Source organism: Acidaminococcus sp. AM33-14BH, from assembly GCF_003603525.1.
Taxonomy (GTDB): Bacteria; Bacillota; Negativicutes; order Acidaminococcales; family Acidaminococcaceae; genus Acidaminococcus; species Acidaminococcus intestini.
The window spans coordinates 16,238-33,477 of the sequence record NZ_QTNG01000013.1 but is presented as its reverse complement, the minus strand read 5'-3'; the positions used below and the strand labels follow the sequence as shown (position 1 = coordinate 33,477).

Sequence of the window (17,240 nt, the reverse complement as noted above, 5' to 3'; positions counted from 1 at the left end):
TTAGCGGATTTGTCGGGCAGCTTAACAATCATGAACTCCCTGGTCTTACGCTCCAAAAGAGTAAGAAGGGCCTCATTTTGGCCGGACTTTGCGCCAATAACTAGATCACATTCCCAATGGCCGAATTCCTTTCGTTCCTCGACTTCTTTAGGCCTTTCTTCAATACTCCGGTCAAGTTTTCGCTTGTTCAGACGAAGCAGATGTTTCTTCGTTTTTCTGCGCAGTTTCATGGGCAGATTGTGGTTCCTGATACAAGAGCATTGCCCACGCAGACATCAAGGGACCGCCCTGTGGAACAGAACTTCTTTTCAACAAGCTCGATGAAAGCCTTCTTATCAAGGTAGCTGTAATGATGGCAGGAGGCCTTTCTGTTCTCTTCGTAGACCTTCTGCCCCCTGGAGGCTTTATACCGTCTTTTGGTGCCGTTATAAAGCAGTGTGGATCCGCGCTTGATTTCATTGGATATAGTAGTTGGAGAACAGGTAAGCTCTCTGGCAATGACTCTTAAGGAATACCCATCTTTCAAGCGAATTTGGATGAGCATCCGATCCTCGTACGAAAGATGTTTTCCCTTTTTGTGCCCATTTGTGGTAGAACATGTGATGCCCATAGTATCATTCCTCCTAGGATTTGGTCTGGTAGCTATATTCTAACAGAGGATGCTTCATTATGGGCCTTTTTATATTCCCAAAATGGACCCTTTAGGGGTGCCCAACTTCATTTTACAATTAGCCAAATTTTTATTAAAATAAGGTTAGAAAAACTAGAGCTATATGGAGGAAATTAAATGAAGGTCGTAATTTTAGCAGGTGGATTTGGTACAAGAATCAGTGAAGAAAGTCAGTTTAAACCGAAGCCCATGATTGAAATTGGTGGGCAGCCAATTCTTTGGCACATTATGAAGATTTATTCTCACTACGGGTTCAATGAATTTGTAATTTGTGCAGGCTATAAACAGCATGTAATTAAAGAATATTTTGCTGATTATTTCCTTCATACATCGGATATTACCTTTGATTTTACACGGGGAAAGAAAGATGTAATCGTCCATAATAGTTCATCGGAACCATGGAAGGTTACTGTTGTAGATACCGGTTATAATACGATGACAGGAGGACGGATTAAGCGAATTAAAGATTACATTGATGATGAAACTTTCATGCTGACCTATGGTGATGGAGTCTGTAATGTAGATGTAAGAAAATTAGTTGATTTTCATAAGAAAAATGGTAAAATTGCAACTTTAACTGCAGTCAATGTGGGCCAACGTTTTGGCGTGCTTGGTGTTAATCAGGAAAATGTGATAACCTCCTTCCGGGAAAAGAAAGAAAAAGATGGTGCCGTTATTAATGGTGGTTTCATGGTATTAGAACCTAAGATTTTTGACTTTATTGAAGGCGATGACACTGTCTTTGAACAATATCCGTTGGAAAAAGTGGCCGAAGAAGGTCAATTAATGGCCTTTCATCATGATGGTTTTTGGCAATGTATGGATACACAGCGGGACAAGATGCAGCTTGAGAAAATGTGGGCTGAAGGAAAGGCGCCGTGGAAATTATGGGAATAGATTTAGAGTTCTTTAAAAATAAAAGGGTTTTCATAACCGGACATACCGGTTTTAAAGGAACGTGGCTTTGTAAAATTTTAGAAATGGCTGGCGCTGAAGTTACGGGCTATGCATTGGAATCGCCAACGGAGGAAGGCGGAAAGGTTTTCCGTCTTTCAGGCGCAGAAGCGGGTATGAATTCCGTAATAGGTGATATCCGGGATTTAGATAAGCTTTCTAAAGTTTTTGAAGAGGCTCACCCGGAAATTGTAATGCATCTCGCCGCACAGCCGATTGTGTTGGAGAGTTATCGGAATCCGGTTGTGACGTATTCGACCAATGTAATGGGAACAGTGAATATCCTTGAATGCGTAAGGCAGGCTGGGTATGTTAAGTCATTTTTAAACGTAACGACGGATAAGGTGTATCAAAACAATGAATGGGCGTGGGGATATCGTGAAATAGATCCCCTTGACGGTTATGATCCTTATTCAAACAGTAAAAGTTGTTCTGAACTTGTTACTCATAGCTATCAAAAAAGCTTTTTCTCAAGCCAAGGTACAGCGATTTCAACGGCCCGGGCTGGTAATGTAATTGGTGGAGGTGATTTTGCAGAAAATAGAATCATTCCTGATTGTATCAGGGCTGCCTATGCAGGGAAACCTATTGAAGTGAGAAATCCATATTCTACAAGGCCGTATCAGCATGTGTTAGAACCTCTTTATGCCTATTTGATGATTTGTGAGGCTCAGTATAAAAATATTAAATTTGCAGGAGCCTATAATGTGGGCCCTGACGATTGTGACTGTGTGACAACAGGTGATCTTGTTACATTGTTCTGTAATAGTTGGGGAGATGGACTTTCATGGATAAGTGAGGCTGTATCAGGTGCTCCTCACGAAGCTGGGTTTCTTAAATTAGACAGTTCAAAGCTTAAAAAGACTTTTGCGTGGACCCCTAAATGGCATATTGAAACTGCCATAGCTAAAACTGTGGAATGGGCCAAGGAATATAAGAAAAATAGTAATAATATAGATAGATGCATGAAAAATCAAATTCTTTCATTCTTAAGTACTAAATGATACGCTCTAATTTAAGTTTAGTATTATATTAAGAAAAGAGGTTTTAACTCATGGCAAAAAGAGAATTGTTGGATTGTACATTAAGGGATGGCGGTTATGTCAATGATTGGGAATTTGGCCATGATAAGATTGTTGAAATCTTTAAGCGGTTAGTTAGTTCAGGTGTTGAATATATTGAAGTTGGTTTTCTTGATGATCGGCGCAAATTTGATATTAACCGGACTATTATGCCTAATACGCAGGCTATTAATAAAATTTTTGGAGGACTGAATAAGGGGAATTCAACTGTCTTAGCCATGATTGACTATGGGACCTGTAGTATTGATCATATTCAGCCTTGTAAAGATACTTTTATCGATGGAATCCGAGTCATTTTCAAAGAACATCTTATGTACGATGCACTTGCGTTTTGTAAACAATTAAAGGATCTCGGCTATATCGTTTTTGCTCAAATGGTATCAGTAACCACGTATACTGATGAGAAATTAAAGGAATATTCTAAGCTTGTTAATTCTGTTATGCCGTATGCCACATCTATGGTAGACACTTACGGACTCACAGAAGCTGATCAAATTTATCATATTTATAGTATCTTAGATAAATATATAGAACCAAAGGTTAAAATTGGCTTTCATGCTCATAATAATTTTCAACTTGCCTTTGCTAATGCCATGGCATTTTTAAACTATGATAGCAAGAGAAATCTTCTTGTTGATGGGACCCTCTACGCAATGGGTAAAAGTGCTGGAAACGCAGCATTAGAATTACTTATGATGTATATGAATCAAAAATATAGCAAACATTACGACATTAACCAAGTTTTGGAAGCAATTGATAATGTAATTATGGATATATATCATAAGCAATACTGGGGATATAATATGAAATTCTATATTTCTGCTGAAACAAAATGTCATCCGAATTATGTTTCATATTATTTGGATAAAAAGACTCTTTCAGTTAAGCAGATTATGGAGCTTCTTGAATCCCTTAAAAATGAAAAGAAATTGCTTTATGACAAAGATTATGCAGAGCAAATGTATTTGGAGTATCAGAGCATCCGGTGTGATGACAGAGATTCAGTCAAAAAGTTGACTAAGATATTGAAAGGTAAGAATATTCTTCTGCTTGGCCCTGGAAATAGTATTAAGAGACAAAAAAAACGCGTCGACAGATATATTGATGAAAATGAACCTTTAGTGATATCCGTAAATTATGTTCCAAAGGATACTTTGGTTCAGGCCATTTTTTTAACAAATTCAAAGAGATATACAGAACTGATGAATACTCTGGATGAAAGTGTAAATAAAGATGTGGCTATTATAGCTACATCAAATGTTTACAAAACAAATGGTGCTTTCACTTATGTCTTGAATTATGAAAATCTCATCGATAAAGACACGGAGATAGCTGATAACTCTTTAGTAATGCTGCTTAAAGCTATGATTAATTTTAAAGTAAAAAAAGTCTTTTTAGCTGGTTTTGATGGATATTCTAAACGTCGAGATAATTATTTCGAGATTAGTAGAGAATATAGTTATGTAAAAGAAAAAGCAGATTACTTAAATACGTACGTCAGAGAATTCCTAGAAAAAAATAGAAAAAAAATAGACGCTCAATTTATTACTCGATCCCACTATAATAAGAAAGAAAAGAAAGATGAAAAGTAAATACGAATTACTAATCTGGGATGTGGATGGCACTCTTCTAGATACTTCGGAAGGAATAATTTCCTCCGCAATTTATTCAATTAGGAAACATTCATTAGATATTCCTTCGGAAGATGTAATGAAGACTTTTATCGGACCACCCATACAAGACTCTTTTCAACGTGTGTTTAAAGTAAAAAGAGAAGAGGCGATGGCAATGGCTGATGATTTTAGAAATTACTATAAATTTAAAGATTTATTTAAAGCTAAAAAATATCCTCATTTGGACACCACTTTAAATAAAATAACACAGATGGGGGTAAAGCAAGTAGTTGCTACTTATAAACGTCAGGATTATGCTAATTCAATCATTGATCACTTTGGTTTGAATAAATTCATGAATATTGTCTGTGGTGCGGATTTTGAAGGGAAACTAAACAAAAGTGATATCATTCAGAAAGCAATATCAAAAAGTGGCGTCTCAGAATTGAGAAAAATTGTAATGGTTGGGGATACAGTGAATGATTTGACTGGTGCCCAAAATTTGAAAATTGACTTTATCGGTGTTTTGTATGGGTTTGGCTTTAAAGAGTATGATAGTATCAATTATCCTCATACGGTGGGAATTATTGATTCTGTTGAAAAAATCATACCTTTGCTGAGAGGAGAAGAAAAATGAAAATTAAAGTTGCAAAATATATTGCTAAGTTTTTGGTCAATCATGATATTACAGACTGTTTTATGATTACAGGTGGCGGAGCAATGCACTTAGATGATGCATTAGGGCACGAAGAAAAAATGCACTGCATCTTTAATCATAATGAGCAGGCATGTTCATTTTCTGCAGAAGCTTATAATAGAATCACAGGAACAATTGCTGCAGTTTGTGTGACAAGTGGGCCTGGTGGTACTAACGCTATTACTGGTGTAATGGGTGCCTGGCAAGACTCTATTCCGATGTTTGTACTTTCTGGGCAAGTTAAAAGAGAAACTACTATTTGGTCTTGTCCTGAATTAAATCTCAGACAATTAGGAGATCAGGAATTCGATATTATCCATTCTGTGCAAAATATGACTAAATATGCTGTAATGGTAACTAATGCGCAAGAAATTGCTTATCATCTGGAAAAGGCATTATTTTTAGCTAAAGATGGGAGAGGCGGCCCTGTTTGGCTCGATATTCCTTTGGATATACAAGGCGCTTCGGTAGAAACAGATGATTTGATTCACTTTGATCCTAGTGCGGAGAAACCATGGAAAGTAAACTCAGATTTGGGCGGTATAGCAGCAGAAATCCTTTCAAAAATTAAGGATGCAAAAGCTCCGTTGATTCTGGTTGGCACTGGTATTCACCTAGGAAAAGCAGAAAATGATCTCTTGGATTTAATTAATAAATTGCAAATCCCGGTAGTTACAGCGTGGAATGCCAATGACCTTGTTGCTTTTGATAATCCTTATTTTGCTGGTATGCCAGGAACAGTAGGAACTCGCTCGGGTAACTTTGCTGTTCAAAATTGTGATGTTTTATTAAGCTTGGGATGTCGATTAAATATCAGGATGATAGGATATAATCATTTTGATTTTGCCAAAAATGCTTATAAAATTATTGTTGATATCGATAAACGAGAATTGGCGAAACCTACTTTAAAAATTGATATGCCAGTCAACGCGGATGTTAAAGATTTGATTGGCGAAATGTTGAAAATTGAATACATGCCGGAAGATTCTCATAAAAAATGGGTTAAGTGGTGTAAGGAACTTGTCAATAAATATCCTGCTACTTTACCAGAATATCATCATACTGATAACAGTCCTATCAATCCATACGTATTTATTGATAAGTTATTTGGCGAATTAACAAGTGAAGATAGAATTATTTGCGGGAATGGGAGCGCTTGCGTAATTACATTTCAAGCTTGCAAAATAAAGCAAGGGCAACGGATGTTTACGAATTCAGGTTGTGCTGCAATGGGATATGGGTTTCCTGCAGCTGTCGGAGTAGCTGTATCTGACAATTCGCGGCGAACCGTTTGCTTAGATGGTGATGGTAGCTTTATGATGAATTTACAAGAGTTGGCCACTGTAGCCTATAATAAACTGGATATTAAAGTTTTTATTATTAATAATAATGGATATTTGTCGATGCGCCAAACTCAGAGAAATTTGTTTAAACCTCCTTTCATTGGGATCGATTCACAAAGCGGAATTTGCTTCCCGGATTTTGCAAAGGTTGCTGAAGCTTTTGGAGTAGAATATTTCAATATTCCTGATGAACCGCACTCGAAAGAAATTATTGATAAAGTACTAAATCACCATGGACCATGTATTTGTGAAGTAATGGTAGATCCGAATCAGAATTTTATACCAAAATCTTCTTCTAAAGTGCTTCCTGATGGTCGTATAGTTTCTCCTACATTGGATGATATGGCACCATTTTTAAATCGTGAAGAATATGACAAAATTCACTTTGACAAGGAATAAAGAGGAGTCTTTTTTTCAAATGGATTTTAAATTTAAAACTGCTGTTCTTACAGGAGCCACAGGTGTTTTAGGCTCTGCGCTGCTTAATAAACTTGTAGAAAATGGTATCAATGTATATGTCGTGTGCCATGTTGGATCGCAAAGAAATAAGCAAATTTTAAATAATCCTTTGCTGCATAAAATTGATTGCAATCTAGAAAATATAAACGAATTGCCTGAACTGATTCATGAGAAAATAGACGTTTTTTATCATTTTGCTTGGCTAGGAACACAGGTCAATAGTAACCGCTTAAATATGTATCTTCAGCTCGATAATATTAAATACGCACTGGATGCTGTAAAAGCATCTAGTGCGCTTGGAGTGAAAGTGTTTATAGGAGCTGGAAGCCAAGCAGAATTTGGAAGAGTTAATGGAGTCTTACGCCCTGATACTCCGGTAAATCCTATTAGTGGTTATGGTATGGCTAAACTTTGTGCTGGCCAAATGACGCGTTTCCTCTGTCATGAATTTGGCATCAAACAAATTTGGCCTCGTGTTGTCAGTACGTATGGTCCGCATGATGCAAAGAAAACATTAATTAGTGTTGTGATAGACAAGCTATTAAATAATGAACGCCCTTCCTTAACAAAAGGCGAACAAATTTGGGATTATCTTTTCGCAGAAGATGCAGCGGAAGCCTTTTTTAGGATGGCTACAAAAGGAAAGGATGGCGCTGTTTATGTGTTGGGTAGTGGCGAGCCACATCCTTTAAAAGAGTTCATGTATGCTATAAGGGATGCAATAAATTCTTCTGCAGAATTGGGGATTGGTGAAATTCCGTATCTTCCTGATCAAGCCATGCATTTGGAAGCAGATATCACTTCATTAAAAGAAGATTTAAATTGGAGTCCTACGACTAATTTTCAAACGGGTATAAAGAAAACGATAGAATGGTATAAGGCTATGAAGGGTATGAATTGTGAAAATAAAAAAAATCAAAGGCAGTTTACTTCAATTTATTAAATTTGCCATTGTAGGTGTTTCAAATACATTTATAGGTTTGGGAACTTACTATCTATTTTTATTTTTAGAATTTCATTATTTAGTTTCTAATGTATTTTCCTGGATGATAAGTGTATTTAATGCCTTTTTCTGGAATAATCGGTACGTTTTTAAAAATGAACAGACGTGGTTAAACGCCTTGTTAAGAACTTATATATCTTATGGTTTTTCCTTTTTAATTGGTAGTTTTCTATTATTTATCATGGTTGAATGGTTACATATCTCTGATCGTATAGCACCACTTTTAATTTTATTAATTACAGTACCGCTTAATTTCCTGTTGAATAAGTTTTGGACATTTAAATAGGGGAGAATTATATTTTATGAAGAAAATCAGTGTTTTAATTCCTTGTTTTAATGAAAGTGATAATGTTATTCCAATTAGTGAGGCTATAATAGATGAATTTGCCAATTATTTGCCATCATATGATTATGAAATCGTTTTTATTGATAATTCTTCGACTGATGGTACCAGAGAAAAACTTGAGAAACTCTGTGGGAGAAATAAAAAAATAAAAGCAATTTTTAACGCTAAAAATTTTGGCCAATTTAACTCTCCCTATTATGGGATGTGTCAGACTACAGGAGACTGCACAATTAGTATGTGCTGCGATTTTCAGGATCCGGTCAGTTTAATTCATCGTTTTGTTGCTGAATGGGAAAAAGGATATAAGATTGTAAGCGCTATTAAAACGCAAAGTGTAGAAAATAAAGTCATGCGATTCCTTCGCACGTGTTATTACAAAACAATAAAGAAAATGTCTTCGGTAGAACAAATAGAACACTTCACTGGCACTGGACTTTATGATAAGAGCTTTGTTGATGTTTTAAAATCTCTGGATGACCCAACTCCTTTTTTAAGAGGGATTGTAGCTGAATTGGGAGCTCTTCGTAAAGATATACCATATACCCAAGCGAAGCGAAGAGCCGGAAAGACGCATAATAACTGGTATACTCTCTATGATGCTGCTATGCTAAGTTTTACCTCTTATACCAAGGTCGGCTTAAGAATGGCGTCTTTTCTTGGCTTCATAATCGCTTTATTAGATATCCTTTTTGCTGTTTTATATTTTGTCGCAAAATTGATTTGGTGGGATCGCTTTCCTATGGGTACGGCGCCTCTGCTAATTGGTATGTTTTTCCTTGGAGGAGTGCAGCTTATCTTTTTGGGCCTATTAGGTGAATATGTAATGAGCATTAATACTAGAGTTATGCATAGGCCTCTGGTTATTGAGGAAAAACGTTTAAATTTTTAAAACTAATGTCGCCTTCCTCGGTTTTTTAAGTTGTTACTAAAGGCTTAGTAGATATTTCGTATGTTTATTTAGTCTATTATTCTACCATTTTCTTGTTATGTTATTTTTTAGTTGAGGGGGTTTGACATGATTGCAGAAAAATTTAATGCAAAGTTGGCTAGGCATTGTAGGGTTATTTCAAATTCTAATCTGTTTTTTCTTGCTGCAACCTGCCTTTTAACATTTATGTATGTAGTGTATTTTTCTACAAAAGGTTTTCCAATTTCTGAGGGTTGGTATACCGAATATGCCTGGAGAATAAATCATGGAGATTTACCATATAAAGATTTTTCTCTTTTATTTCCGCCCCTATATGCTCATATAATCGCTTTAGTTACTAAATTATTCGGCTACAATCTTATTGTTTTACGATATTTAGGTGTTATTGTTTGCACTTTAGAGGCCCTGACTCTGTTTAAAATTTTTCGTTTTCTGTTTTCAAAGCATATTTCTTTTTTAATCAGCATTATATCACTGATTTATGGACACTCTGGAGCTATAGACATTATTTTTTATGATTATGTGTATTTCATGAATGTCTTTTTATTTACAAGTATTTACTATTTTATGGAATCGTTAAAGCTCGATAAGACTAGATTCTTTTTCCTTTCCGGCATTTTTGCTGGGCTTGTAGTATTGATGAAACAGAACGTAGGTATTATTTTTGTATTTTATAATCTTGTTTTCTTTCTTTTTTTGGGCATCTTTTCTAATGAAAGTAAGTCTTTAAACAGATTATTTTCATGGATATTTGGATGTATGATACCACTCGTACTAGCCTTCTATTACTTATATTCATATGACTTGTGGGATAATTTCCTCTTATCTTGTTTTAAGTCCGCGGTAGCGGCTAAAGGCGGTATCACAAAGATTTTATTTGAGTGGATACTTTCAAGTAAGTTACCTTTGTTAAGTGGTTTTATAGTCGCAATTTTTTTTGTAGCTATTACTAACACATATATGTTAAAGTGTAATAAAACGATATCGTATAACTACTTATATTCTATCCCTTTTTTGGCCCTTTTTTCAATTTGTTTTATAGGAATTTTTCACTTTTTGTTTGCTAAAGGTCACAGAATTTCTACATTCATTTCACTTTTTAATGACAATTTAATTATGTCTTGCAGCTTTTTCTTTTCTTTAATCTTCTTTTGGGTCTCTTTTTTAAGGATAATCTCACATAAGCTAAGATTGGCTACGGATGTTCTTAAGGATAATAAAACTTATTTAAAGCCATACCTAACTGGAACCGCATTTGTTGTAGGATGGGCTTGTGGTATGTCAGGCGGGTTAGCTACAAATCAAATTATGATCCCAATGGGGTTTTTATTAGGTTCATTATACTGTCATCTTGGTTATTTTAATACTCAGTTATTTCATCTTTTTGCAATTTCACTAATCTCTTTACTTCTTGTAACTATGGGTATATCCAAAAAATACGATAGTCTTTATAACTGGTGGGGGTTACAAGTTGGTAATATTTGGAATCAGCAATACGAAGTAAATGATCCTCATTTTAGAGGGATTATGGTTGACCAAGATACTAAGGATGCGTTTGATAAAATTTATTTCGTGGCGAAAAAATTTAATATTTCCGATGATGATTATGTATTTGTTGGACCACATTGTCCTATATTTTATACAGTTTTGAATAGTCATTCTAAACATTATTCTATTGTGCAATGGTTCGATGTATCTTCTGACAAGGATATTGATGATACTACTAATTGGTTAAGAGTGAATAATCCTAAGATTATAGTGTATTGTGATCTGCCTGAATTTGTATTGGATGCTCACGAGAAAAGATTTGGCCGTTATCAGACTAGGAGGCTTCAACGTTATTTACAGGGGTTTGTTGAAGCAAGAAATTATACACTGTATGGTTATCAATACTTAGCAAACGGCTATTTACTAAAGATTTATGCGTTAGAGTAATAACTTACGATTATGTTAAATAATGTTGCTCCGTGATCGCTCAGTAACGTATTATAATAAAAACCCAGTGATGTTGATTTTTTTCTGGTTTCCAGTAGTTATATTCCAGACTTGTGATATCGAAAGATCTTTTAAACAGAAATAAGAGAAGTTTAATCTATTATGCAGGATTGGGCTAATTATTCTATCTGAGCTTTAATGGAAGCTCAGATAGCGGGGTACATATTTTGAATAATGGTTATGACGATTCTATACTAAGGCGGTATGTGAAAATGTTGATTGCATTATCTTTTGCTTATCTAAATCTACCTATAGTAATCTATCTATTTTCGTGGATTAGATTTCCTTTTAATTTATTAAATTTTCTATTAGTTTATACATTTTATAAGTTATGCAGATCTAAATTAGTAACAATGCCGCTTAATAAACAGAAAATATTAATTAGTCATGTTGTTTATATTTCATTTATACTTTTTTTATATCTCTTAATGACGGGTCATGGTGGCTTTCTTTTTACTAACGGAGTTGATATTCCCTGGCGTAACGCGATTTATTATGATTTAATATCCCATTCTTGGCCAGTAATTTACGAGGAAAATGGAACGGCATTGACTTATTATCTAACATTTTGGCTTCCTGCTGCAGGAATTTCTTCAATTTTGGGCTTAACGAATTCACAAGCTCAGGTTGTCTTATTTATTTGGTCATTTATCGGTCTCTTGCTTGTCTGTTTGATGCTGTGCAATGAGGTCAAGGCCAACACATGCAAAGAAAATATTATTAGTACAATTACATTCTTTTTTTGGAGTGGAATGAACCTCATAGGAATGATTTTAAGGTCTGCAGCAGGAAAGGACCGCCCCTTTGCGATTGAGGATGCCCCAGGATTTGCAAGCTGGCAATATAGTTCCTGGGCTCATGGAGGTTATTTTATTGGGTACTTCATTCGAACTACCTTCGATTCTATAGCCAATGTATACAATCAGTTTATCCCAATGGCGCTCTGTACACTGCTTTTTTTGCGTTTTAAAAAGGATTATCGATTTTATGCTTTTATTGGCCTATTGGCACTACCGTATTCTCCTTTTGGATTTATTGGACTATCTTTATTGATGCTAGGGTATTTTCTTTGTCAATTATTCAAATCGAAGAATCGAAATGAAATATTAGTACAGGTTGCATCAATTGAAAATCTCTCTGCATTAATTTCAATTCTACCAATTTATGGTTTTTATTATACTGCGAACGCTGTTTCTGTGGCATCTGGTAATCAAAGTATATTCATGGCTCCCTTACATGCTTATACCTTTGTTCGTGTGTCAAATCTAATATTATTTTATCTTTTAAGTTTTGGCGTTTATTTATATTTGATTCGACCAAAGAAAAGTGATGCGATGCTTTGGATTGCAGCCGTTCTTCTCTGCATTTTTCCTTTTTTTAAAATTGGTAGAGGCGGAGATTTTTTGTGGAATGCTTCAGTAGCGCCTTATTTTTTTATTATGTTGACAGTAATTAAACATTTGTTAACTATCATGCGAGCAAAGAAAGTATGGGGAAGAGATCTTTTACTAATCATTTGTCTTTGTATAGGTATGTTGACACCGATAATGCAGCTTAGTAGTTCTTTGCGAGCCTGTGCGCTTCACAAAACGCATGTTCTATATTTAGATCCTGAAAACGTTAATGGAACTTTTGAAGGTAAAGATGTAATAGCTTATCGAAATTTTCTCGCCGTACATTATAAAAATTCTTTTTTCTATAAATATTTGGCTAAGGATTAAAAACGCCGTTTGCAAGCCCTAAAAAATCTTTTTAGGGCTTGCAGTATTTTACATTTTTAAGTGGAATAGTGTATGATTAATGAGATGTGATTCTTGAAATGGGGCTTATTCTTATGGATATCAAAATTTTAATTGCTGCACACAAAAAATATTGGATGCCCAAAGACTCAATTTATTTGCCGTTGAACGTTGGGGCAGAGGGGAAGGCGGAGTTAGGGTATACCGGAGATAATACGGGCGACCATATATCTTCTAAAAATAAAAACTTCTGTGAACTGACCGGTCTTTATTGGGCCTGGAAAAATCTCGACGCTGATTACGTTGGTCTCGTCCACTATCGCCGCTATTTTACGAGAAAAGAAGTCTACAATATTGAAAAGAAAAAATCCCAAATCCTTACGAAAGAGGAGTGGGAAAACTTGTTGTCCCGCTATCCCGTTATCGTCCCCGATAAACGCAAATACTACATCGAGAGCAATCGGTCTCATTATAACCATGCCCATCATCCTGAGGGCCTCAATATAACGGAGCAGATTCTTATCGAAAAGTATCCTGAATATCTTCCGGCTTTCAATAAAGTTATGAACCGCACCTGGGCTCATATGTTCAATATGTTTGTCATGAGACGGGATCTTTTTAACGACTATATGGCATGGATGTTTGATGTTCTTTTTGAACTTGAAAAACGAGTCGATATAACGGGCTGGGATCCTTATGAGGCTCGTATCTATGGATTTGTCAGTGAACTGATGCTCGACGTATGGCTTGAAAAGAACCACGCTATCTATCATGAACAGAATGTTTCCTTTATGGAAAAGCAGAACTGGTTAAAAAAGGGTGGAGCATTTTTAAAACGAAAACTACTGGGGAGAAGCGTAAAATGAATTCTTGTGCACCACCGTATTTTACTATCATTACTCCGGTGTATAATGCTGCCCCTTTTCTCGAAAATACAGTACAGTGTATTTTGCGGCAATCATTTTCTGATTTTGAACTGATTTTAATTGATGATCAGTCCCAGGATAATAGTTGGGACCTTTGTCAGAAATTCTCAGCATTAGATTCTCGTGTCAAATGTTTTCGGACCCCGCAAAATGGGGGAGCATCTGCTGCACGGAATGTAGGACTTTCACATGTTAACGGACAGTTCCTTATTTTTATTGATGCTGATGATGAAGTTCCCCAAGACTATTTGAAAAAACTCCATGGTTACTCCGAAGATTATGATTGTGATTGTATCAAGTTTGGTCTCAAAGAAATATATTTTAATGGTAAGGGCAAATTGATTCGTACTTGCGATTGTTATATTCAATCTGGGCTATATAAAACTAAAATCGATATTTTTAGGCAAATGGTAAGCCTTGAACTTATACCAGCATTCGGCTATTTATGGAATAGTATATATAAAGTAAGCTTGATTAAAGAACATCATTTACTTTTGAATTCAGCGTTAAAAATAAATGAAGACTTCGAATTTAATATTCGCTATTTTCAGTACGTACGATCTTTATGTTGTGTTAATTATTGTGGTTATTCATATGCAAAACGAGTCGATGGAAATAGCCTTAGTACCGCTCATAATGAACGGTATTACGAACTTCATATGATGAAAATTAATCAATTCTTGGCAATATATGATTCCTTGCATATGACCGATCAACAAACGCTGTCTTCAATCTTTTGGATGTATACCAGATTTATTTACAGCACGATCCAACGTGCTATGGAGGATAAACAAAATTTGAATTCTCTCCTGTTTGAGATTAAACGTTCTGATTTATACATGAGATTTATGAAAGTTGCTCTTGTCGGCCTGCCTCGCAAGGCACGTATGATGATTCACATTCTCAGAAATCTGCCAACGCCTATTCTCTTAGCCGCAGTAGTTTGCATAAGTACTGTTAAACAAAAATACCCTGGATTTTTTTCAATGATAAAGAGGTGAGACGTAAATGCCCCCGATACGGGTTCTTCAAATTGGAATGACAAAAAATATTGGTGGATTAGAAACATATCTCATGCAGCAGTTTCGCCATTTGGATAAATCCAAAGTCGTTTATGATTTTGTAAATATTACAGGCGAATATGATATTGTCTTTCGTACTGAAATAGAAAGCGCTGGAAGTAGAATTTTTGAAGTTAAGTCTCGGCATTCTAATCCAATTCGTCATTATTGGCAATGGATTAAGCTCCTCTATCAAATTTCCCCTGATTATAAAGCGATTGTTCTTAATTCGAATAGCATAATATATGTATTTCCGTTAGTTGCCGCAAGATTTTTTGGAATTCCTATGCGCGTAATTCATTCGCACAATTCAGGTTTTGAACAATCAATTGGGATATTACGAAGCTTTTTAATTAAATTAAATCAAATTTTATTAAAGTGGTCCGCTACTCATTATTTTGCTTGTTCTCAACTTGCGGGAAAGTGGATGTTTGGTAGTCATTCACATTTTACAGTAATACCTAATGCAATTGACTTATCAAGTCTTACGTACGACTCTGAAATTCGCACCAAAACACGTAAAAGCTTAAATTTAAATAATGCGTTTGTTGTAGGTCATATTGGAAGATTTACCTTCCAGAAGAACCATGAGTTTCTGATTCAAATTTTTTCAGAAATATATCATAAGAAAAGTAATGCAGTATTGTTGCTTATTGGCGATTCGGTAGATGATTATACGTACCTAAATCGTGCACGAGAACTTGTAAAAAACTTGAGCCTTGAAAATGTCGTTTATTTTTTAGGGATGAGAAATGATGTACCCCAGTTAATGCAAGCGATGGATGTTTTCCTTTTGCCTTCTCATTTTGAAGGATTGCCAGTAGTTGGAATTGAAGCTCAAGCAGCGGGTTTGCCTTCTTTTTTTTCTAATACAATTACTAAAGAAGTCGGAGTGACTAATCTGGCTCATTTTATTTCTTTAGAAGAGGAACCGAAAAAGTGGGCTGACATTGTTGTGAATTTTTCTAATATTGATAGACAAAGCAGGTTATCAGATTTGCAAAATGCCGGTTATGATATTAATAGTACAATTAAAAAAATTGAAGAATTATATCTTCATAACTAATATTTAAGCTTGATTTATAATATGAGGCGTTTATGCACAATAAAATTAAGCTAAATTGCAATAACAAGTTGGACACTTTTCCTAACTCTGCTTAAGCCGCACCTAGACTATAAATTTTATCTAGTTCCTCTGAAAATATTTCCTCTGAACTATGGCAGCCGAGAATCTTGCGAGGAAGGCTGTTGCGCCACAGCTCAATTTCTAAGACGTCTTCTGCTGTGTAGGAGTCAATCCGCTTCCCTTTAGGGATGAAACGTCGGATAAGCCCGTTGAGGCACTCTACGGAGCCTTTATCGCACGAGGTGTAGGAATGCGCATAGTATAGAGGGTCTCTGCAGCTTTTTCGAGGTTTGAAAGGCCTGCAAACTCTGAACCATTGTCCGCCGTAATTGTTTTGAAGACCGCTCCGAAGTGTTCGCTGTATTCATCCAAGAGCGTTTCGAAGGCAGCCATAACGCTTTTAGCGGATTTGTCTGGCAGCTTAACAATCATGAACTCCCTGGTCTTACGCTCCAAAAGAGTAAGAAGGGCCTCATCTTGGCCGGACTTTGCGCCAATAACAAGATCACATTTCCAATGGCCGAATTCCTTTCGTTCCTCGACTTCTTTAGGCCTTTCTTCAATACTCCGGCCAAGTTTTCACTTGTTCAGACGAAGCAGATGTTTCTTCGTTTTTCTGCGCAGTTTCATGGGCAGATTGTGGTTCCTGATATTAAAGAGCCCCATGCCGACATAGTTGTACAGCGTCTTTGTGCAAACCACTTGATTCCGGGTAAAGTCTCCCGCTATGAGAGCGTTGCCCACGCAGACATCAAGGGACCACCCTGTGGAAAAGAACTTCTTTTCCACAGGATCGATGAAGGCCTTCTTATCTAGGTAGCTGTAATGATGGCAGGAGGCCTTTCTGTTCTCTTCATAGACCACCTTCTGCCCCCCGGAGGCTTTATACTGTCTTTTGGTGCCGTTATAAAGCAGTGTGGATCCGCGCTTGGTTTCATTGGATATGGCAATTGGAGAAAAAGTAAACTCTCTGGCAATGGCTCTTAAGGAATACCCATCTTTCAGGCGAATTTGGATGAGCATCCGATCCTCGTACGAAAGATGTTTTCCCTTTTTGTGCCCATTTGTGGTAGAATATGCGATGCCCATAGTGTCATTCTTCCTGGGATTTGGTCTGGTAACTATATTCTAACAGAGGATGCTTCATTATTGGCCTTTTTATATTTCCAAAATGGACCCTTTAGGGGTGTCCAACTTCTTTTTACAATTAGCCTGAATATTCTATCGAAAAAATATTAAATTTCTTATGATTGCATGTTTTCCTGTCTAAAGTTAATATGTAGGTCAATGATGCATTA

13 protein-coding genes and 2 pseudogenes are annotated in these 17,240 nt (G+C 36.0%); 13 read left to right on the top strand and 2 right to left on the bottom strand.

What is annotated here, in order from left to right; all coding sequences use genetic code 11:
• Nucleotides 1–610: pseudogene (locus DW817_RS10885) on the bottom strand (transposase); the annotation flags it as partial.
• A gap of 177 nt (nt 611–787) precedes the next feature.
• Here DW817_RS10885 and rfbF point away from each other — a divergent pair.
• From rfbF to DW817_RS09155, 13 genes are all read left to right on the top strand, one after another.
• A complete protein-coding gene (gene rfbF / locus DW817_RS09215) occupies nt 788–1,567 on the top strand; it encodes a glucose-1-phosphate cytidylyltransferase (RefSeq protein ID WP_021736825.1) in 780 nt (259 codons plus the stop codon).
• On the top strand, nt 1,558–2,628 hold the full coding sequence (gene rfbG / locus DW817_RS09210; RefSeq protein ID WP_035224338.1) for a CDP-glucose 4,6-dehydratase: 1,071 nt from the start codon (nt 1,558–1,560) through the stop codon (nt 2,626–2,628). The genes rfbF and rfbG overlap by 10 nt, the downstream gene beginning before the upstream one ends.
• Before the next feature lie 50 nt (nt 2,629–2,678).
• Nucleotides 2,679–4,298: an aldolase catalytic domain-containing protein gene (locus tag DW817_RS09205; protein WP_021736819.1), complete on the top strand. Its 1,620-nt coding sequence runs from the start codon at nt 2,679–2,681 to the stop codon at nt 4,296–4,298.
• On the top strand, nt 4,288–4,956 hold the full coding sequence (locus tag DW817_RS09200) for an HAD family hydrolase (protein ID WP_021736801.1): 669 nt from the start codon (nt 4,288–4,290) through the stop codon (nt 4,954–4,956). The genes DW817_RS09205 and DW817_RS09200 overlap by 11 nt, the downstream gene beginning before the upstream one ends.
• Nucleotides 4,953–6,758, top strand: a complete 1,806-nt coding sequence (locus DW817_RS09195; protein ID WP_021736812.1) for a thiamine pyrophosphate-binding protein — start codon at nt 4,953–4,955, stop codon at nt 6,756–6,758. The genes DW817_RS09200 and DW817_RS09195 overlap by 4 nt, the downstream gene beginning before the upstream one ends.
• Nucleotides 6,759–6,777: 19 nt before the next feature.
• Nucleotides 6,778–7,761 carry an NAD(P)-dependent oxidoreductase gene (locus DW817_RS09190; RefSeq protein WP_021736826.1) on the top strand — a complete coding sequence of 328 codons (984 nt, stop codon included), beginning with the start codon at nt 6,778–6,780 and terminating at the stop codon, nt 7,759–7,761.
• Nucleotides 7,718–8,107, top strand: a complete 390-nt coding sequence (locus DW817_RS11115) for a GtrA family protein (protein ID WP_196800420.1) — start codon at nt 7,718–7,720, stop codon at nt 8,105–8,107. Before DW817_RS09190 ends, DW817_RS11115 begins: the two co-directional genes overlap by 44 nt.
• Nucleotides 8,108–8,123: 16 nt before the next feature.
• Complete coding sequence (locus DW817_RS09180; protein WP_021736823.1) at nt 8,124–9,056, top strand: glycosyltransferase family 2 protein; 933 nt, start codon at nt 8,124–8,126, stop codon at nt 9,054–9,056.
• A 126-nt stretch (nt 9,057–9,182) separates the two neighbouring features.
• Nucleotides 9,183–11,030, top strand: coding sequence for a glycosyltransferase family 39 protein (locus DW817_RS09175; protein WP_021736808.1), 1,848 nt, complete (start codon nt 9,183–9,185; stop codon nt 11,028–11,030).
• Nucleotides 11,031–11,302: 272 nt separating this feature from the next.
• The gene (locus DW817_RS09170) at nt 11,303–12,811 is read left to right on the top strand and encodes a hypothetical protein (RefSeq protein WP_120112198.1); all 1,509 of its coding nucleotides are present in this window, start codon (nt 11,303–11,305) and stop codon (nt 12,809–12,811) included.
• A gap of 113 nt (nt 12,812–12,924) precedes the next feature.
• Entirely contained in the window at nt 12,925–13,695 is a 771-nt protein-coding gene (locus tag DW817_RS09165; RefSeq protein WP_035224339.1) for a DUF4422 domain-containing protein, read from the top strand.
• Complete coding sequence (locus DW817_RS09160; protein WP_021736815.1) at nt 13,692–14,756, top strand: glycosyltransferase family 2 protein; 1,065 nt, start codon at nt 13,692–13,694, stop codon at nt 14,754–14,756. The genes DW817_RS09165 and DW817_RS09160 overlap by 4 nt, the downstream gene beginning before the upstream one ends.
• 7 nt (nt 14,757–14,763) lie before the next feature.
• On the top strand, nt 14,764–15,882 hold the full coding sequence (locus DW817_RS09155) for a glycosyltransferase family 1 protein (RefSeq protein WP_021736809.1): 1,119 nt from the start codon (nt 14,764–14,766) through the stop codon (nt 15,880–15,882).
• Nucleotides 15,883–15,973: 91 nt separating this feature from the next.
• On the opposite strand, the pseudogene DW817_RS09150 reads toward DW817_RS09155, so the two are convergent.
• A pseudogene (locus DW817_RS09150) lies at nt 15,974–17,031 on the bottom strand (IS30 family transposase).
• Nucleotides 17,032–17,240: the final 209 nt, after the last annotated feature.